The organism is Glaciecola sp. XM2 (assembly GCF_018595715.1).
In the GTDB taxonomy this organism is placed as follows: domain Bacteria; phylum Pseudomonadota; class Gammaproteobacteria; order Enterobacterales; family Alteromonadaceae; genus Glaciecola.
In genome coordinates, this window is sequence record NZ_JAHEOJ010000021.1 from 41,471 (window position 1) to 60,622 (window position 19,152).

Consider the following 19,152-nt stretch of genomic DNA (forward strand, 5'->3'; position numbering starts at 1 on the left):
AAGTCGTTGGGCATCAAACATTAATTAAGTTGGAGCAGTTCTGCATGGTTTCTATTCGCAGTGTACATCAGTCGAGCCGCCCGGCATTTGCGCAGTGGCTTGAAGACTTGCCGGTACCTGAGCTTACAAAAGAAAAACTTCGAACCATCTCAGATCAGCCAGATATCTTGCTCATTGGGCAAGAAATGGTGGAAATTCTGCATGAGCTGCACATGGACGATGAAACCTTGCAGGCAGCATTAGTCTATCCTTATTGCCAAATTCACGCGTTAAACAACGAAGATATCAGTGAAAAATTCGGTCAGGGCGTGTGCGAGTTAATCGCGGGTGTTCGCAAAATGGACGCTATCAAAACACTCACCTCTCGCAATACTTCAGACGCAGCTCAAGTCGATAAATTACGCAACATGTTACTGGCAATGGTGGAAGATGTGCGCGCGGTCGTCATTAAAATGGCTGAAAGAATTTGCACCTTACATCAAGTCAAGGAGGAGGACGAAGAGACGCGTGTTATCGTTGCTAGGGAGTGTTCAACGATTTATGCACCGTTAGCAAATCGTTTAGGAATCGGTCAGCTCAAATGGGAGCTTGAGGACTTATCCTTTAGGTATTTACACCCCCAAACATACAAAAAAATTGCCAAAATGTTAAAGGAAAAGCGTAGCGACAGGGAGCAGTACATCTCTGATTTTGTCGGGCATTTGCAAGCGCTTTTAGACGCCGAAGGTATCAATGCGCAGGTCATTGGTAGGCCGAAGCATATTTACAGCATCTATAAAAAAATGCAGAAAAAACAGTTGGATTTTGAGCAGCTATTCGACATTCGAGCTTTGCGCATTATCGCTGACAGGATGCAAGATTGTTATGCTGCACTTGGCACTGTCCATGCTAACTTTCGCCATATCCCTAAAGAGTTTGATGACTACATTGCTACGCCCAAGCAAAACGGCTATCAGAGTATTCATACAGTTGTGTTAGGACCACAAGGCAAATCTATCGAAATCCAAATTCGTACGCAGCAAATGCATCAAGATGCCGAGCTAGGTGTTGCCGCGCACTGGAAATATAAAGAGGGTAGCGCAGGTAAACAAGCAGGCATGGATGAGCGCGTGAATTGGCTACGTAAAATTCTGCAATGGCAAGAAGAAATGGCAGAGTCAGGTAACTTGGTTGAGGAATTTAGAAGCCAAGTTTTTGAAGACAGGGTGTATGTGTTTACCCCAAAAGGCGATGTAATCGATTTGCCACATGGCTCGACACCACTTGATTTCGCTTATTATATTCACAGTAATGTCGGTCATAAGTGCACTGGCGCGAAAGTAAACGATAGGATCGTGCCTTTTACCTACCGCTTACAAACCGGCGACCAAGTCAGTGTGCTTACGAGCAAAAACGGCACGCCATCACGAGATTGGATGCACCCTGGCTTAGGATATGTGCATAGCGCTAGAGCTCGCGCAACCATTCACTCTTACTTTAAGAAGCAAGACAAAGACAAAAATCGTGATGCAGGCAAAGAGCTTCTTGAGCGGGAGTTAAATAAAGCACAAATCCCTATTAAACATGCCGCAGAAGTGCTTGAAAAATACAATGTGAAAACCTTAGATGACCTATACGCAGGCATTGGGGGCGGTGATATTCGAGTTATGAATATCGTCAACACCTTGGCGCTAAAATATGCACCATTACCTGAGGAAGAAGTGACTCCAAGAGTAGTGAAAGGTCGTTCTCACAAGTCCAAACAACCGGTTATTGCCGAGGGCGTAGGGAATTTATTAAGCACACTCGCAAAATGTTGCCAACCAGTGTCGGGCGACGCCATCGTAGGTTACATAACCTTAGGCAAAGGAGTAAGTGTTCACAAAGAGAGCTGCGTTCAGTTAGAAAATTTACTGAAAATGCATCCAGAACGCGAAATTGAAGTGACGTGGGCAGACAATGATGACGGCGCTTTTAAAACGACCTTGCATGTTCATGCGAATGACAGAAATGGCATTCTTCGTGATATGACAACCGAGTTATCCAATGAAAAGATTAGCTTGCTTGGAGTGAACAGTTTGTCAAACACCAAAGACCACACAGCGTTAATCAAATTGTCGGTAGAAGTGCCTAATGCGGTCAAGCTCAGTAAGTTAATATCACGCTTGCGCAACATTAGTGATGTGATTGATGTAAGCAGACACTGATGGGGGTAGGCAACACACCAGACAATAAGGCCAATATCGCCCTATCAAAGGCGCTTCGCGTTCAACTAGACGCCCGCGAGCTTGGCTTTGACTGGACAAGCGCGCTGCCTGTCTTTGACAAAGTCCATGAGGAGTTGTTAGAGGTTAAGCAAGCGCTCCTGACGGGCGATTTGCAAGGACAAGAGGAGGAGCTCGGCGACCTGTTGTTTGCCGCGGTGAACCTAGCACGTCATCTACAAGTCAGTCCGGAACATGCATTGTTAATTGCCACGCATAAGTTTGAGTGCCGCTTTTCATTGGTGAAACAAATGGCGCGTGAGCAAAACCTCGAGCTCAATGGTTTAACCGAACAAGAGCTCGACCACCTATGGAATAAGGCCAAAGTAGACGTCGGTAAGGTATAAACGCCGCTCAATATAAGCGCTTACAAATTTTCTCAATAAAACCTATAGAGCACTCCATTTTATTGTTCCATTGCCGATAACGACTTATCTTTATATGTTTTTGCTTATGGTTCGTTATCACATTCTATGCTCTTTTTAGAACGTATTTATAAAGCACCTAACTCGGTAGCTGCTGAAGACAAGCCTACGTTTTACGCTGTACTGCTCGGCGGATGGACTGGCTTGCTAGTGCATATATGCTTCTTCTTTTTGTTTGTCTGGCAAGACGTAGAGTTGATGGTCAACGTGAATATTTTCAGCATATTGGCGTGGTCTTGGTATCTTTATTTGGCCTACAAATCTAAATGGAGCGATGCAATTTATATCGCGTGTGCAGAGATTTCGATTCATGCGGTATTCGTTGTGTCTGCCCTAGGCACTCAATACGGGTTTCAATTTTATTTAATCTCTATCGCCTGCCTACTTGTCGTTAACCCATCCATCAAAGTGATGTCAGGGTGGGTATTAAGCCTCTTTTGTTTGTTTTTATTTGCTGGTTTGTATGTGATTTTTCCAAGTGCAACTGAACAAGTGATCTTTGAAGATCATGTTTTACTTATTTTCGTCATGTGCTTCTTAAGTGCGACGTTCCCAATTGTTATTGGGATCATGATCATGAAACGAGAGTTTGTATTGCAGCAAGAGGCCTTACAGCGCCTCGCAAACCACGATATGTTAACTGATTTGCATAACCGACGCTTCTTCTACACCTATCTTAATGAACGTCATGCGCAAGCAAAAGAGAAAAACCGTTCATTCTTTTTAGCTATCGCAGATATTGATAAGTTTAAAATGGTAAACGACGTGCACGGCCATAGCCTCGGTGATGATGTGCTTGTGGTTGTGTCAAACCGACTTACACAATTGTTAAGTAAAAGCGACAATATTGCGCGATGGGGTGGTGAAGAGTTTATGTTTTATCTAGATTCAGATGATTTAAAAAGCGCATTTGAAAAGCTAGATTATCTGCGAGCGAGCATTTGCGCTGAAAGATTCACACGTAAAAGACTCAACATCACAATGAGTTTTGGTTTAGTGGAGGTCACACCGAACTTAAGCGTTGATGAGGCGATAAAAATTGCCGACGAATATCTATATACTGCAAAAAGTGAAGGTAGAAACCGAGTCATTAGCGACTCTTTCGAACAAAAACCATAAAAACACTTCGTTTTTCCTACAGAATCTGTATAATTCGCGACCTGCCCAGTTACACCCACCTTTGGGAAGGTGGAAGATCAACCGGCTCGAAGGGGTCAAGTAGTTGATAAACATAACTTTTATATTTTAATTCGGGTGAATATTAATGAAAACTTTTGTTGCAAAGCCAGAAAGCGTACAGCGCGACTGGTTTGTGGTCGACGCCACAGACAAAACGTTAGGTCGCTTAGCGGCAGAAATCGCAACGAGATTGCGTGGTAAGCATAAGCCAGAGTACACACCACACGTGGACACTGGCGACTACATCGTAGTTGTGAATGCTGAGAAAATTACTGTAACTGGCAACAAAGCCAAGGGCAAAGTATATTACTCACATTCTGGTTACCCAGGTGGCTTGAAAGAAGCGACATTTGAAAAAATGATCGAAAGAAAGCCTGAGATGGTGTTAGAGAAAGCTGTAAAAGGTATGTTACCTAAAGGCCCTCTAGGTCGTGCAATGTTCCGCAAAATGAAAGTTTTTGTAGGTCCAGAGCATACGCATCAGGCACAACAACCTCAAGCATTGGATATATAAGGAGCGAGCAACATGGCAGATACTCAATATTACGGCACAGGCCGTCGCAAAAGCTCTACCGCTCGTGTATTTCTTCGTCCAGGTAGTGGTAACATTGTAGTTAACAAACGTCCACTTGACGTGTTCTTCGGTCGTGAAACAGCACAAATGATTGTAAAACAACCATTAGAGCTTGTTGAAATGACTGAAAAGTTTGACTTATACATCACTGTTTCTGGTGGTGGTATTTCAGGTCAAGCAGGCGCAATTCGTCACGGTATTACACGTGCACTTATGGAATATGATGAAGGTCTACGTCCAGCACTTCGCAAAGCAGGTTTTGTTACCCGCGATGCTCGTAAAGTTGAACGTAAGAAAGTGGGTCTACACAAAGCGCGTAAGCGTCCACAATTCTCAAAACGTTAATTCTACGCTGCATTTATGCAAAATTAGAAAACCTCGCCTTGGTGCGAGGTTTTTTGTTTTTGCTCGAATCATTTTCCCTCAACGGACGTAATTGTTCAGCAAACGCACAAAAAGACTAATGTCGCATAGGCATATTATTTTAGGGTGTGCAAAATAGTTGACTTAAAACACCAAGAACCTGCCTTTTTTGGCACTAAATCCTTGTGTTTACTAAGTGTTTTCTTTTACCATACGCACAGAATTTTTTTAGCTTGTAATCCTACTACCAAAAAAACGCCTCGTTCGACTCTAATTTAACTGGTCGCCATAGGCACAGTAGGAAGCAATAGCAGGTGTAATGCCTGTCTAACCCTCGGAGAACAGTTGATGAGCGATGTATCAGTCGATGCCAATGAATCAGCACAACAACCCGCTGACGCGCCAAACAGTAACAGGCGTAAGTTCCTTACCGTAGCAACTTCGGTTGTCGGTGCGGTGGGTGTTGCAGGTGCTGCAGTCCCATTCATTGCTTCATGGCAGCCTAGTGAGCGTGCGAAAGCTGCTGGCGCGGATGTTGAAGTAGATATTAGTGGTGTTAGAGACGGTCAATTAATACGCGTCATGTGGCGAAGCAAGCCAGTATGGGTCGTAAAAAGAACGCCAGAGATTCTTGCATCATTAAACGTGGTTGAAGATAAGCTTAAAGATCCTAATTCAGAAGCAGAACAACAGCCAGCTTATGCGCAGAATCAACATCGTTCCATAAAAGAAGAATATCTCGTTCTTGTTGGTATTTGTACACACCTTGGATGCTCACCACAACATTTGGCTGAAGGTGCATTCACTGAGTATGAGCCGGGCGTCAATAATGGCTTCTTCTGTCCATGTCATGGGTCAAAATTTGATATGGCGGGTCGAGTGTTTCAAAACGTTCCGGCCGGTCTGAACATGGTTGTTCCACCATATTACTTCATCGATGACAGTACTATTCTGATTGGTTCTGACGGGGAGGTTGCTTAATGAACGCTATTTTAAATTGGGTTGAACAGCGCATTCCAATGATGCGCGTTGCAAACCAGCATGCTATTCAATATCCCGCACCACGCAACATGAATGTTTGGTACGTGTTTGGGTTTATGGCTACGATTGTATTGGTCAATCAAATTGTGACCGGCATCTGGTTAACCATGAACTTTGAGCCTTCAGCTGAGCGCGCTTTCGCTTCAGTTGAATACATTATGCGCGAGGTCGATTACGGTTGGCTTATTCGCTACATGCACAGCACCGGCGCTTCGGCGTTTTTCGTGGTTGTGTACCTGCATATGTTCCGCGGAATGATGTACGGTTCTTATCAGAAGCCTAGAGAGTTACTTTGGGTTTTCGGCATGCTTATTTATCTAGCGCTTATGGCAGAAGCTTTCATGGGTTATGTATTACCATGGGGCCAAATGAGTTATTGGGGCGCTCAGGTAATTGTATCGCTGTTCAGTGCGATCCCAATCATCGGCCCAGATCTCGTAGAGTGGATTCAGGGCGATTACGTTATATCTGGTGCAACGCTTAACCGTTTCTTTGCGCTTCACGTCATTGCATTACCATTAGTCATTGTAATTCTAGTATTCTTGCACATTGTTGCTTTACATGAAGTGGGTTCAAATAACCCTGATGGCGTTAACATCAAACACAAAAAAGGCAGTCTCTCAGAAGACGAGAAGACCAAATTTAAGATTCACGAGTACTACACTCAAAAATATGACATTGCAGACGATGTCGTACCTTTCTTCCCGCACATTGTGTTGAAAGACTTAGTCGCATTCGCCGTGTTCTTGTTTGTATTCTGCTACATATTATTCTTTGCTCCAGAAATGGACGGTAAGTTCCTAGAGCATCCAAACTTTGAAATTGCCAATCCATTGAAAACCCCTGAGCATATTTTCCCTGTTTGGTACTTCACGCCTTTCTACGCGATTCTAAAAGCGGTTCCAGATAAGTTAGGTGGTGTACTTACGATGTTTGCTGCTATTGGATTCTTGTTCGCGCTTCCATGGTTTGACCGCAGTAACGTTCGTTCATGGCGCTACAGAAGTGGCTTACATAAAGTCAACTTGATTGTGTTCGCCATTGTTTTCATCTTCTTAGGGTATTTGGGTGGTACGCCACAAGAAAACTGGAAAATTACTGCATCTCAAATCGGTACTGTAATGTATTTTGGTTTCTTTATTTTGTTATTTATCTACTCCAAGAATGAGAAGACCAAGCCTGTACCGACGAGGATCCCACGATGAAAAAATGGTTAGCAGTTTTATTATTGGCTCCTGGGCTTGCGTTTGCAGCAGGCTCTAACCATCCACTGGATGATGTGGATATTGATTTGACTGATAAAGCGTCCTTGCAAAACGGCGCTAAAATATTTATGAACTACTGCTTAGGTTGTCACCAAATGCAGTATCAACGTTATCAGCGTACGTTTACCGATTTAGATATCCCTGAAGATTTGGGTGTTCAGTATTTGCAGTTCACAGGTGAAAAGGTGTCTGATTACATTACCACACCAATGCCTGCTGAGGATGCTGCTGGTTGGTTTGGTGCTCCGCCACCTGATCTTACATTGGTGGCTAGAGTGAGAGGTCCAGAGTGGCTATACACCTACCTTCGTACGTTTTACGCTGATGACAGCAAAACATTTGGGGTAAATAACTTAGTATTTCCAAATGTGGGTATGCCACATGTGTTAGAAAGTTTGCAAGGTACACCACGCAAAGTTTACCGTGAAAAGATGGTAGACGGTCAAATGCAGGCTACTGAAGTTTTCGATTTGGAAGTCACAGGTGGCAGTATGTCACCCGAAGAGTATGACGCGACTATTCGTGATCTTGTGAATTTCTTAGAGTACACCGGAGAGCCAACTCGCCTTAAATCTGAAGCGATTGGGCGCGGCGTGTTAATCTTCCTCGTTATCTTCTTTGTGTTCGCGTATTTACTGAAGAAAGAATACTGGCGAGACATTAAGTAATACTCTATAATCGCGAGTCATTTTTAAGGGGCATGATGCCCCTTTTTACGCATTAGCTTTAATCATATTTTCAGTTCTTTTTTATAAAGAACGCGGAGGTTCTTAAATGGCAGTTGCCACCAATAAACGTTCTATCATGACATTGTTTTCCGACAATATTGACATCTATAGCCATCAAGTACGCATCGTACTGGCAGAAAAAGGTGTAGGCGTAGAAATTATTTTCACTGAACCCACGCAATTGAACGAAGAGCTCCTTGAGCTAAACCCGTATGGCACGGTTCCTACTCTCGTAGATAGAGAGTTAGTGTTATATAAGTCGCACATCATCATGGAATACCTTGATGAGCGTTTCCCTCATCCGCCACTTATGCCAGTTTATCCGGTTTCAAGAGGCCAAAGCCGCCTAATGATGCACCGTATTGAACAGGATTGGTATAGTCTCGCAGGGCGTATATTTAGAAATGAAGAGGGCGCTGAAGAAGCTCGTAGTGAGCTACGCGAAGCTATCCTTAGCCTTGCTCCAGTATTTAGCGAAACGCCATTTTTCATGAGTGAAGAGTTCAGCCTAGTAGACTGTTACCTAGCACCTTTGTTGTGGCGCTTACCTGCTTTAAACATCACCCTCAGTGGAACAGGTTCACGTGAAGTGAACGCTTATATGAAGCGTATTTTCGAACGTGGCTCATTTAAAGCATCACTTACCGATCAAGAGCGCGAAATCCACAACCCTCTGTAGCAAGCGGAGGTAATGTGGATAGAAGGCACTTATTGAGATGATGACGTCAAATAAACCTTATCTGGTGAAGGCTTTTTTCGATTGGATTATCGATAATGAGCTGACACCTTATATGGTGATTGATGCCAACGTTGACGGTACTCAGCTACCAGAGCAATTTGTCAAAGACGGGCAAATTGTGCTGAATGTGTCGCCTAGTGCATGTGTCAACTTTTTCATGGATCTTGAGTGGGTTTCGTTTCAAGCAAGGTTTGGTGGTCAAGCAATGATTGTGCGCTATCCTATTGCGGCGGTTACGGCTATTTATGCAAAAGAAAATGGTGCAGGTACTGTTTTTACCCCTGAAACGACTGACAATGACCCACAACCAGAGCCACCAACGCCGCCTTCAAAGCCACCTACTAAAAAGGCAAGTCTGCGGGTTGTAAAGTAATACGCAATTAGTTCGTCAATTCCATAACACGAATCACTTTAGTTACACCTGTTACATTACGTGCAACCTCAACTGCAGCAGTGGCTTCTTGTTTAGTAAGCTTGCCCATTATGAAGACTTCGCTATCTTCAACAATCAGATCTAGCTTTAACAAAGGGACATTTTCATCTGCGGTCATCAAAGTACGAATCTTAGTTCCTAACCAAATATCATTCATAGTCGCGGTTGCCGGAATAGGTGGGCCTAGGCGAATCTGATTGTGAACCTTTGTAACCTCTGGCACTTTTGATGCGACCAGAGCTGCATTATTAATAATACTTTGTTGATTTGCTTGGCCGGTTAATAAGACCTGACCGTTGTAGGCATGAACGCTGATTGCCGCGCTTTCATCGGTTCCTTCAAGCTTATTGATTGCTGAGTTAACCCGAGCTTCTATGGTCTTATCATCTATTTGCGTGCCTACTGTTCTTCTGTCACTTGCAGAGACCGCAGCGGTGCCGGCAGCGCCTACTGCAACGACAGAAACACAACCACTAAGTTGTGTGAGCAATATGAGTACTAATAGCGCGCGTAACATTCTTATGACTCCTCTGAATTAACAGGAAATAGGGCGTTGTCGATACAACTACATAGGCTATGAACAACCAGTAAATGCACTTCTTGAATACGCGCTGTTCGGGCCGATGACACTCGTATCTCAACGTCATTCACACCAATAAATCCCGCCATTTCACCTCCATCGTTACCTGTTAGCGCAATAATTGTCATATCTCGCGTAAGTGCTACCTGCATCGCGTTTATGATATTTTCCGAATTCCCGTTACTGCAAATGGCCACTAAAATATCACCGCCTTGACCAAGCGCCTTAACTTTTTTCGAGTATATATCAGCAAATGAAAAATCGTTACTAATTGCTGTAAGCGTGGTGCTTTCTCCAGATAAGCATAATGCAGGCAAGGGGGGGCGGTGCCTTTCATGACGATTGATAAGCTGAGAGGCAAGATACTGCGCAAGTGCGTCCGAGCCAGCATTACCACAAGTCATGACTTTGTTGCCTCTAATCAATGCTTCAATCATCATGTTGGCGGCTTTTTCAACCGGCTTAGGTAGTTCTTCCAATGCCGCGATCTTTGTTTGTATGCTTTCGGTGAAATCTTTTTTTATGTACTCAAGCATGCGCAATGTGGCTCCTAATAACGCTATACATTTTTAATCCAGTTAACTTCGTCGCCATCAATTGCAAACAGGTCAATCCTCATATGCGTGTGGTGAAAGTTTAAATCATGTGATTGCAAATAGCACATGATTGCACGGGTTAGTTTACGTCTTTTTCCCGTTGTGAACATTTCAGCGGCGCTGCCGTGAGTATTGTTTTCGCGATACTTCACTTCGACGAATACCCACTGCTCGTGGTCTTTAAATATGAGGTCAATCTCACCTACTTTGACGCGATAGTTTTCAGCGACAAAGTACAAGCCCTTGTCGATTAGGTATTGTTTTGCATATTGCTCTGCACAAGCCCCTCTTTTTGAGGCATACCACTGCTTCATAAAGACGATAACTTACTGACTCTGAATGCTCAAAGCGTCTAGCTCTCTTTGCACCACGCCAAAACGATTAATTGACAATTTACCACTTAGCCCCTGAGATGTAATTTGTTCAAATAAACGCATCGTTAGTGCGTGATTACTCAATTGCATGGCATCATAACCAAACGAGAATAGACGCAGAAACGTACTTGAAGGTTCATTAAAAAGCTCATCAGCCTGATTTGCTATCGGTGAGCGTCGTCCCTCTGGCAGTAAGAAAGGCATATCGACAAATACCAAATTCCGTAAATCACGCAGTGTATTGCGGTTCTGCTTATGGTTATAGCTATATGATGTGGCAAAAACAGGCAGTTGCTCCGCAGTAAACAGGCTCATGCTACTTTCGATAATGGGGTTAATCAGTTCGACTTCGTTAGGTCTTGCGAACACGACAAATGCATCCACATCACGGCGATTACGCGTGACGCTATGGACCTCTTCGTCAATCAGGTTAGACAGTTGGGTGATACGTCTCTCACTTTGTAAAACGTCCAGCGCAGACCTTATGCCCGTGCGCATTGAGGTATTATCAGAATAACGAACCGCGCTAGGCGAGGGAGTATTTACATCACGTTTTGTTGCATCCCACTGAGAAAGAAAGGCGTTCGCCATGCGGGTAGTGATGCTACTGTTATCATATATCAACACAGGGTTTCTAATGCTCTGATCTCTCATTTTCGCCACCAGTGCAATAGCCTCTTGTTCAGGCGATAGCGAAAAGTATTGTCTACTAATATCATTTCTTTGTAATTGCAAAGGACGGTCTACATCATTGAGAAAGATACGCAAAGATTGAGGGGGTGCCAAGCTGTCCACTGGATCTAAATGTGACTTTAACAACGGGCCGATGATCACGTTAAATTCACCTAAGCTTTCGCTGTTGATTGTTTCAGCAAGTTGCGACTCAGAGCCTGTATCAATAAATGTAATTAAGGGTGTGTGTTGTGTTGCATCATAACTTCTGTTCGAAACACGGTCGTAATAACCCGCGAGGATCCCTTGCTTTATTGCTTGTCCCTGACTCTCTAGACGCCCTGTTAGTGGAAGTAATACCGCAATGTTTTGTTGAGTACTAATATCTAATGTTAAGTATTGTTGTATGTGTGATGGTAAATCAGTTAAGAAGGCTTCATTCGATACATTTTGTACAAATCCAAGCATTTGCTGCTGCTTTTCAACTTCGTTAGAGGTGTCACTTTCGATAATATCGAGCAGAGCAACGTATTCTTTTAGCTGTGTAAAGCGTGCAGAAAGCGTGTACCTTTGTGAGCGATTGAGTTGCCCTAGCCAGTCAAAAACATGTTGACGCTTAAATTTATCTAAAGGACTGACGTATGCATCCTGTGACATTAAGGTGCTTAACGCATCATTGTAGTTTTGTGTGTCTGCTAATTGGTAAGCATTAACAATGTTCATGCGTGCTTGCCAAGCCAAGGGCAGTTCTGCTCTGGTTGTCATTTCCATTTTAGGCGGATTGACTTTATTGCTATGACTGTCAGCGTCGTTCCCGATTAATGAGAGTCTGTGCATGAGTGCACACTCATGGGTGACAATTTTGAGCAGTGTGCGTGAGGCTTCGGTTACAAAAATCTGGGTGGCTGTCTGTTCGATGATGTTCACGGAAAGACAGTCTTCTTGCATTTGGTATTGTTCAGCGAGGTTTAATAATTTGCTCTCAAGTGACAAAAGGTCGTTTGTAGATTCATACTGCTCAATGATGGCATCAATGCTGTCTTGCTCTAGCTCGTCGGCTACCGCCGGTGCAGTAGGTTGGCTAATAATATCTGTGCGCTCTTTTTGAGGAGCGGTTGCACAGCCAAACACAAACACAGCGCCTGCAATCAGCAATAATGAACGGGTTATTCTCACAACATTCCTTACTTGTCGATTAGGTGAACGTAAAATTCTAATACCTTTCGCAGATTCTACCTTAAAGCTAGGGTAGAATGGCATTTTTCTATCGAGTAGAGTCATTATATGTCAGACGCAGGTTGCCTGTATATTGTTCCCACGCCTATTGGAAATCTTTCTGATATCAGCGCTAGGGCCTTAACTACATTGGCAGAGGTCGATTTAATCGCCGCCGAAGACACACGCCATTCTGCTCGTTTGTTACAGCACTATCAAATTAGTACGCGTACCATTAGTTTGCATTCCCATAATGAGGCTCAGCGTTCCACGCTTTTAATCGAAAGGTTGCTCAGCGGTCAGTCGATTGCGCTTATTTCTGATGCCGGTACGCCCTTAATTAGCGACCCAGGTTATACCTTAGTCAACTTATGCAGGTCCCAAAACATTACCGTATCAGCCTTACCCGGGCCATGTGCCTTGACCACCGCTTTGAGCGCCTCGGGTTTGCCTACTGATACCTTTACATTCTTTGGTTTTTTACCGGTGAAGCAACAAGCTAAAGCCGCTAAGCTTTTAAGTGCCGCAAACTCTTGTGTGACGAGTATTTTTTATGAATCGCCGCGACGAGTCACCGATACGTTAAGAGCATGTCAGCAAGAGCTACCAAGCCATACCCGTTATGTATTGGCAAAGGAATTAAGTAAGTCCTATGAGACTTATGTGAGCGGTGACATAGCAGACTTACTTGCTTATTTAGACGCTGATGCTAGCCATCAAAAAGGTGAGTTTGTGCTGATGCTGCATTGCCCAAATCAGGTTGAGGAGGGGATACCTGAAAGAGCGGCTGCCTTACTCAATCAACTTTTGCCAATTATGCCGCCTAAAAAAGCAGCGGGTGTAGTTGCTGAGCATTATGACTTAAACAAAAAGCAGCTTTATGAATATAGCTTACAGGCCAAAAACGACGGTTAACGGGTGCTAAACACTATCAAATAGGTCTTGAACACGCTGACGTAATTCTTCTATCTTGGTAATGTCAGCAGGCGCAATGAAAATGGTATCATCCCCGGCAATGGTGCCTAATACGCCGTCTGTATGGCTTAGTGAGTCAAGCAAGCGTGCAATCAACTGCGCAGCACCTGGGCTTGTGCGAATAATTACCATAACATTATTGTGTACAATATCTAATACAAGCTGCTTGAGAGGACTCTTTGCAGTTGGCATACCTAGTTCTGGCGGAAGGCAGTAGACCATATCCCCACGAGCATCTCGCGTACGAACGGCACCAAACTTACTGAGCATACGAGACACTTTTGATTGACTTATATTGTCAAAGTTACGGGCTTTCAATGCGCTGACTATCTCACCTTGGGAGCCGTAACTCTCTGTATTGATGATTTCTTTAAATGCCTTAACAAGCGCGTCTTGTTTGTTTGAGCTCATAACTGATGTATCACACTGCCAAATTTAGGCGTTATTGTGCAGTATGCGCTTGGCTTTATCAATTTATCTGACCGTAAAAATAACTTTATGCACAATTTGCCTGCATCAGACCAATGTGTCATTGAGATATCATTTTATTTAGATTATTCTCACGCTCGAATTTAACGCCTTCAGATTAGGAGATTGAACATGAAAGTAGCCGTATTAGGCGCTGCCGGTGGTATTGGTCAAGCATTGTCACTATTACTAAAAACCCAGTTACCAGCGGGTTCTGAATTATCCTTATATGATGTTGCACCGGTGGTACCTGGTGTAGCTGTGGATTTGAGCCATATACCCACCGATGTTGCGGTGAAAGGTTTTGGAAAAGACGCTTTGGCAGATGCCCTTAGCGGATGCGATGTTGTATTGATTCCAGCGGGCGTACCAAGAAAGCCAGGCATGGATCGTTCAGACTTGTTTAATATTAACGCCGGTATCGTAAAAAACCTTATCGAAGCATGTGCTGACAATTGTCCAAATGCCTGCATTGGCGTGATTACCAACCCCGTGAATACTACGGTTGCTATTGCCGCAGAAACGCTAAAAGCCAAAGGTGTATATGATAAGAACAAACTATTTGGTGTAACTACGCTAGATGTTATTCGTTCTGAAACCTTCGTCGCTGAGCTTAAAGGTAAGAGCACATCAGATGTGCATGTACCTGTTATCGGTGGTCACTCTGGTACCACCATCCTGCCTTTGCTTTCACAAGTTGAGGGTGTAAGCTTTACGGATGATGAAATCGCGAGTTTAACTAAGCGAATTCAAAATGCTGGTACTGAAGTCGTTGAAGCAAAAGCGGGTGGCGGGTCAGCAACCTTATCTATGGGACAAGCTGCGGCGCGTTTCTGTCTATCTCTTGTAAAAGCATTACAAGGTGAGTCAGTAACCGAATACACTTATGTACAAGTAGATGGTTCTGACGATGCGGCATTTTTCGCTCACCCAGTGCGTTTAGGTAAAAATGGCGTAGAAGAAATCTTACCTTACGGTACATTAAGTGCGTTTGAAGAAAATGCGAAAAACGAAATGCTAGAAGGTCTGCGCGGCGACATTAAGTTAGGTGTCGAATTCGTTAACGGATAATCAGCACAAGAAACTGCAAAAGCCACTTGATTGATCGTTAAGTGGCTTTTTGTTTATAGCGTCATAGGTTATTGTTTTTGTCTCGGCTCTGGCGAATAAACGCATTAGAATGAGGGTATTCACGTTTTGCTAAGCGATCATAAAGCACGACATTAGCAGTTGCTGCTAAGTTCATGCTGGTGAAGGTCGGGATGTAGATGGTTTGGTCACATTGTTCAAGCACATCTGATGGCACCGAGCCATCCTCAGGCCCAAAAATATAATAAGCATTTTCTGGGTGTTCAAATTCAGGTAATGGACTAGCATTTTCAGCAAGTTCTATTGCAATGGTTGTGGCCCCTTGTGGTTTCATTGCCATCAAATCTTCCACTGCAATCGTGGGTATTTTGTGGCGCATGCCTTTCGTATCTTCTTGAAATCCTTTTGCAAAACTATAGCGCTTACCCGTATAAAATACTGATGATACGCCATAGCATCCCGCTGCTCGCAAAATAACGGCAACATTACTAGCGGATTTGGGGTTAACCAAACCAATGCTGATCCGTCCATGATTCAGTGCTGGCCCAGATGAATGTGAAGTCATTACTTACCCTGTATTACGAATACCCACGGCAATCCCAGTGATTGCCACCATCATTGCTCGCTCTAAAGTGGCGACATCGTCATCACTAAATTCAGAGGCCTCGGCTTTACGAATTCTATCGAGCAATTCAATTTGCAGGTAGTGCAGGGGCTGCAAGTAACCGGCTCTAATATTCATAGAGTTTCGGCCCAGGGGATCATCCTCCATCATGTGTTCATGCCCCGTGATCTGCAAAAGTGACTGCATACTCTCTTTGAGCTCCTCACGCAGCGCTTCGCCGAAGTGAACTAACTCTGCGGGTACTAGCCTTTTATCATAAGCCTCACTGATAGACGGGTCGGCCTTTTTAAAGACCATGTCTAACATGGATAAACGCGAAGCAAAAAACGGCCATTGTTCAATCATGTTTTGCACGTCTTGCTGGTTTTCTTGGGTATTAACAGTCTGAACTGCGCGCATTACCCCTAACCAAGAGGGCAACACAAGTCGTGTTTGAGCCCATGCAAATATCCATGGGATGGCCCGTAGGCTCTCTATTCCTCCACTGGGTTTACGTTTTGCAGGCCTGCTTCCCAAGGGCAGTTTACCCAATTCTTGCTCGGGTGTTGCGACTCTAAAATAGGGGACAAACTCTTTATCATAGCGTACGGTCTTACGATAATTTTCGCAGCCTTGCTCTGCCATTTGCGATATCAGCTCTCGCCAACGAGGCTCTGGTGCAGGAGGTGGCGACACAATCGCCTCTACAACGGCCGATGCGTATATAGATAAGCTGCGTTTAGCTAGTTGTGGCATCCCAAATTTGTAGCGAATCGTTTCACCTTGTTCGGTTACTCTGAAGCCTCCCGTGAGTGAGCCAGGTGGTTGCGAGTGTATTGCCGCTTTGGCAGGTAAACCGCCTCGGCCAATCGTACCCCCTCTGCCGTGAAAGAGTGTAAGTTGAACACCTTGTTCTTTCGCCAAGTCAACAAGTGCCTCTTGGGAGCTATACTGCGACCAACCCGCCGCTAGCGAACCCGCATCTTTTGCGGAATCTGAGTAACCAATCATGACATACTGACGCCCGTTGATATAACCGCGATACCAGTCAATATTGAGTAAGTCATGCATTACTTTAGGAGAGTGATTTAAGTCATCTAAGGTTTCAAACAATGGCGCTACCGGCATGGGCCAGTCAACACCGCATTCTTTCAACAACAATTGGACGGCAAGCACATCAGAGGGTTCGCTAGCCATAGAGATAATATAAATTCCAAACCCAGCTTTACCATGTTTAGCAATCACCTTACAGGTGTCTAAGACTTCTTGCACTTCTTCACTAGGAGACCATTTTGGTGGCATAAGCGGTCGGCGAGACGCAAGTTCGCGTAATAAAAAGGCTTGTTTGTCGACTTCCGACCACTGATTATAATCGCCTAAGCCAAGGTAGCGCGTAAGTTCGCTAAACACATCTGCATGGCGTTGTGAGTCTTGTCTAATATCCAGTTTAAGTAAATGCATGCCAAACGCATGGGCGCGGCGAATGGTATCTAACAGTGCGCCGTTAGCAATCACTTGCATGCCGCACGATAAAAGGGACTGATAGCACAAAGTCAGCGGTCTTAATAACTCTTCATTTGTTTGAAGCCACTGGTCTTCTGATGCGCGACCATCACGCGTGATTTCCATTTTATGAACAAGAGGGCGTAAAATTTCTCGGTAAGGTTCTTTTACATCCCCTACGATTGCTCTAAGCGCATCATCGCAATCGTTCATCGACAATTCTACATAGAGCTCGTTTAAATCTTGTAAAAACAGTTTGGCAGCGCGGCGCCTAGCGCGCAGTAGCACTTCCTCAGTCACTTTTGAGGTGACAAAGGGGTTGCCATCTCGATCTCCACCCATCCATGAACTAAATTGCACAGGTTTGGCATCGAGAGGAAGAGCGGTCTTGAATGTGGTTTGTAAAAAGTCGTCTAAATCTCTTAAAAAGTCGGGGATTGCCTCCCAAAGTGAGCTTTCAATCACTGAGTAACCCCAACGAGCCTCATCCACTGGCGTAGGACGAATAGAGCGAATTTCTTCTGTATGCCATGCTTGGGCGATCAAATCGCCGATTCTCGCTCTAATTTTGCGTTCTTCAACTTCGGTTAGATTTGCATTGTGTAATTTTTGTAATTGAGCCGCTAAAGCGCGATGCTTGTGGATTAGGGTGCGTCTGGTAACCTCAGTTGGGTGGGCGGTCAATACCAAGTCGATATTCAACTGTTCGATGGCTTTCAGAATGGATGCTTGTGACACCTCATCGTCAGCGCTCTTTGCATTCTCGATTAACTGATTTAGATAAATAGAGAGCGATTCGTCTTTTTGTGCAACGGTATTGAATTCTTGCTCAGCTATATTTGCCAGATTCAAAAATTGTGCAAACGCGCGTCCAATAGTGAGTAGCGACTGATTATCTAATTCAGCGATGGTGTGTGCTAAGCGCGCGGTACTATCTGAATTACCTTTAGATGAATGTCGCCCATCATGCCTAACTTGTTCAATCAGCGCTAGCCAGTCACTTCCAAGTTCTGCTTCAATCGTTTCACCGAGTGTTGCACCAAGATATTTAATGGTTTCTCTTAGTTGCGCGGAAAGCACATCTTTAGCGTCTTGTCCGCTATTTGCAGAAGTATCCGAGAGGTTCGTCTCGGTCATGGTATTGGTCGTGTTTGTCATTAAAAAGAGGTTCCAGGCGCAATATCTTGCTATCAAACATACCCATATGAAGGTGCGAAGTCTATGCCTCAAATTAAATAAATTCGTATAATTTATTATGTACTGTGGATGTAAAACTTTCAGACTGACTTTCACGTTTTACCCCCCACTGAAGGTGTTATTTCGATATAGGCTATGTTAGCCTTAGCGCCTTTAAATTATTGGGGTAGAGCAGTGACAGATAAAATTACAGGTGTTGAGCAGCAAACAAGTTATGGTATTGGTTATCAAATGGGTGAGCAGTTAGCGTCAAATCCGTTTGATGGGCTGTCGCTTGATATGGTCGCTCGCGGAATTAAAGATGGTTTCGAGCACGCTGAATCAGCTGTTGGCAGCGAAGAGTTACGTGCCGCATTCAACGAAATTCATAATCGTATGCAAGCGGCCAAGCAAGAAAAATTTGCCGCAACGGTAGAAGCGGGTAAGCAATTTTTACAAGAAAACAGTGCTCGTAAAGAAGTCACTGTGACGGCTTCTGGGCTTCAGTATGAAGTAATTAATAAAGGTGATAGCGACCAATCACCCACAGCAGCTTCGACCGTGCGCACACATTATCACGGTACTTTATTAGATGGCACTGTATTTGACAGCAGTTACGATCGTGGTCAACCAGCCGAGTTCCCGGTAGGTGGTGTAATCAAAGGCTGGACAGAGGCCTTACAAATGATGAATGTAGGTGACAAATGGCGTTTATACGTACCTTCTGAGCTAGCGTATGGAGAGCAAGGCGCTGGCGGAGCTATTGGTCCTTATGCAACGCTTATCTTTGATGTTGAATTGCTCGATATCATTGCGTAATTGATAGCGAAAATTACATGAAAAGCTGTGGACTGGTTCCGCAGCTTTTTTTTATCATTTTTGCAAGAAATCAAGCGTTTGCCTTAACGTT

At 44.2% G+C, this 19,152-nt stretch carries 20 protein-coding genes; 13 read left to right on the forward strand and 7 right to left on the reverse strand.

Going from position 1 to position 19,152, the window contains the following annotated elements:
* The first annotated feature begins 44 nt into the window (after positions 1–44).
* From relA to KJ365_RS09330, 10 genes are all read left to right on the forward strand, one after another.
* A complete protein-coding gene (gene relA / locus KJ365_RS09285) occupies positions 45–2,186 on the forward strand; it encodes a GTP diphosphokinase (protein ID WP_214451380.1) in 2,142 nt (713 codons plus the stop codon).
* On the forward strand, positions 2,186–2,590 hold the full coding sequence (locus tag KJ365_RS09290) for a MazG nucleotide pyrophosphohydrolase domain-containing protein (protein WP_214451381.1): 405 nt from the start codon (positions 2,186–2,188) through the stop codon (positions 2,588–2,590). Before relA ends, KJ365_RS09290 begins: the two co-directional genes overlap by 1 nt.
* A gap of 126 nt (positions 2,591–2,716) precedes the next feature.
* Positions 2,717–3,787 (forward strand): GGDEF domain-containing protein, encoded by a 1,071-nt coding sequence (locus KJ365_RS09295; protein WP_214451382.1) that lies wholly within the window; start codon positions 2,717–2,719, stop codon positions 3,785–3,787.
* Between the two features lie 145 nt (positions 3,788–3,932).
* Entirely contained in the window at positions 3,933–4,361 is a 429-nt protein-coding gene (rplM, locus tag KJ365_RS09300; protein ID WP_214451383.1) for a 50S ribosomal protein L13, read from the forward strand.
* A gap of 12 nt (positions 4,362–4,373) precedes the next feature.
* A complete protein-coding gene (rpsI, locus tag KJ365_RS09305) occupies positions 4,374–4,766 on the forward strand; it encodes a 30S ribosomal protein S9 (protein WP_214451384.1) in 393 nt (130 codons plus the stop codon).
* A 366-nt stretch (positions 4,767–5,132) separates the two neighbouring features.
* Positions 5,133–5,765 (forward strand): ubiquinol-cytochrome c reductase iron-sulfur subunit, encoded by a 633-nt coding sequence (gene petA / locus KJ365_RS09310; protein ID WP_214451385.1) that lies wholly within the window; start codon positions 5,133–5,135, stop codon positions 5,763–5,765.
* Positions 5,765–7,030 (forward strand): cytochrome b, encoded by a 1,266-nt coding sequence (locus tag KJ365_RS09315; protein ID WP_214451386.1) that lies wholly within the window; start codon positions 5,765–5,767, stop codon positions 7,028–7,030. Before petA ends, KJ365_RS09315 begins: the two co-directional genes overlap by 1 nt.
* A complete protein-coding gene (locus KJ365_RS09320; protein ID WP_214451387.1) occupies positions 7,027–7,758 on the forward strand; it encodes a cytochrome c1 in 732 nt (243 codons plus the stop codon). Before KJ365_RS09315 ends, KJ365_RS09320 begins: the two co-directional genes overlap by 4 nt.
* A 106-nt stretch (positions 7,759–7,864) precedes the next feature.
* Positions 7,865–8,497, forward strand: a complete 633-nt coding sequence (sspA, locus tag KJ365_RS09325) for a stringent starvation protein SspA (RefSeq protein ID WP_214451388.1) — start codon at positions 7,865–7,867, stop codon at positions 8,495–8,497.
* Positions 8,498–8,537: 40 nt separating this feature from the next.
* On the forward strand, positions 8,538–8,930 hold the full coding sequence (locus tag KJ365_RS09330; RefSeq protein WP_214451452.1) for a ClpXP protease specificity-enhancing factor: 393 nt from the start codon (positions 8,538–8,540) through the stop codon (positions 8,928–8,930).
* 7 nt (positions 8,931–8,937) lie between these two features.
* On the opposite strand, the gene KJ365_RS09335 is transcribed toward KJ365_RS09330, so the two are convergent.
* The 4 genes from KJ365_RS09335 to KJ365_RS09350 are packed head-to-tail and all read right to left on the reverse strand — an operon-like array spanning position 8,938 to position 12,388.
* Positions 8,938–9,507, reverse strand: coding sequence for a BON domain-containing protein (locus KJ365_RS09335; protein WP_214451389.1), 570 nt, complete (start codon positions 9,505–9,507; stop codon positions 8,938–8,940).
* Positions 9,508–9,509: 2 nt separating this feature from the next.
* Entirely contained in the window at positions 9,510–10,106 is a 597-nt protein-coding gene (locus KJ365_RS09340; RefSeq protein WP_214451390.1) for a D-sedoheptulose-7-phosphate isomerase, read from the reverse strand.
* Between the two features lie 23 nt (positions 10,107–10,129).
* Entirely contained in the window at positions 10,130–10,480 is a 351-nt protein-coding gene (locus KJ365_RS09345; RefSeq protein ID WP_214451391.1) for a YraN family protein, read from the reverse strand.
* A gap of 12 nt (positions 10,481–10,492) precedes the next feature.
* Positions 10,493–12,388 carry a penicillin-binding protein activator gene (locus tag KJ365_RS09350; RefSeq protein WP_214451392.1) on the reverse strand — a complete coding sequence of 632 codons (1,896 nt, stop codon included), beginning with the start codon at positions 12,386–12,388 and terminating at the stop codon, positions 10,493–10,495.
* Between the two features lie 108 nt (positions 12,389–12,496).
* On the opposite strand from KJ365_RS09350, the gene rsmI reads away from it, so the two are divergent.
* Positions 12,497–13,342, forward strand: coding sequence for a 16S rRNA (cytidine(1402)-2'-O)-methyltransferase (rsmI, locus tag KJ365_RS09355; protein ID WP_214451393.1), 846 nt, complete (start codon positions 12,497–12,499; stop codon positions 13,340–13,342).
* Positions 13,343–13,348: 6 nt separating this feature from the next.
* On the opposite strand, the gene argR is transcribed toward rsmI, so the two are convergent.
* The gene (gene argR / locus KJ365_RS09360) at positions 13,349–13,813 is read right to left on the reverse strand and encodes a transcriptional regulator ArgR (protein ID WP_214451394.1); all 465 of its coding nucleotides are present in this window, start codon (positions 13,811–13,813) and stop codon (positions 13,349–13,351) included.
* Between the two features lie 189 nt (positions 13,814–14,002).
* Here argR and mdh point away from each other — a divergent pair, with 189 nt between their 5' ends.
* Positions 14,003–14,941, forward strand: a complete 939-nt coding sequence (gene mdh / locus KJ365_RS09365) for a malate dehydrogenase (RefSeq protein WP_214451395.1) — start codon at positions 14,003–14,005, stop codon at positions 14,939–14,941.
* Positions 14,942–15,002: 61 nt separating this feature from the next.
* Here the strand turns inward: mdh and KJ365_RS09370 are convergent, their stop codons facing one another.
* Both KJ365_RS09370 and ppc read right to left on the reverse strand, forming a co-directional pair.
* A complete protein-coding gene (locus KJ365_RS09370; protein WP_214451396.1) occupies positions 15,003–15,524 on the reverse strand; it encodes an RNA methyltransferase in 522 nt (173 codons plus the stop codon).
* A 3-nt stretch (positions 15,525–15,527) separates the two neighbouring features.
* Positions 15,528–18,203, reverse strand: coding sequence for a phosphoenolpyruvate carboxylase (ppc, locus tag KJ365_RS09375; RefSeq protein ID WP_214451453.1), 2,676 nt, complete (start codon positions 18,201–18,203; stop codon positions 15,528–15,530).
* A gap of 234 nt (positions 18,204–18,437) precedes the next feature.
* Here ppc and bamJ point away from each other — a divergent pair, with 234 nt between their 5' ends.
* The gene (gene bamJ / locus KJ365_RS09380) at positions 18,438–19,061 is read left to right on the forward strand and encodes a BamJ family beta-barrel-assembly machinery protein (RefSeq protein ID WP_214451397.1); all 624 of its coding nucleotides are present in this window, start codon (positions 18,438–18,440) and stop codon (positions 19,059–19,061) included.
* Positions 19,062–19,152 lie beyond the last annotated feature (91 nt).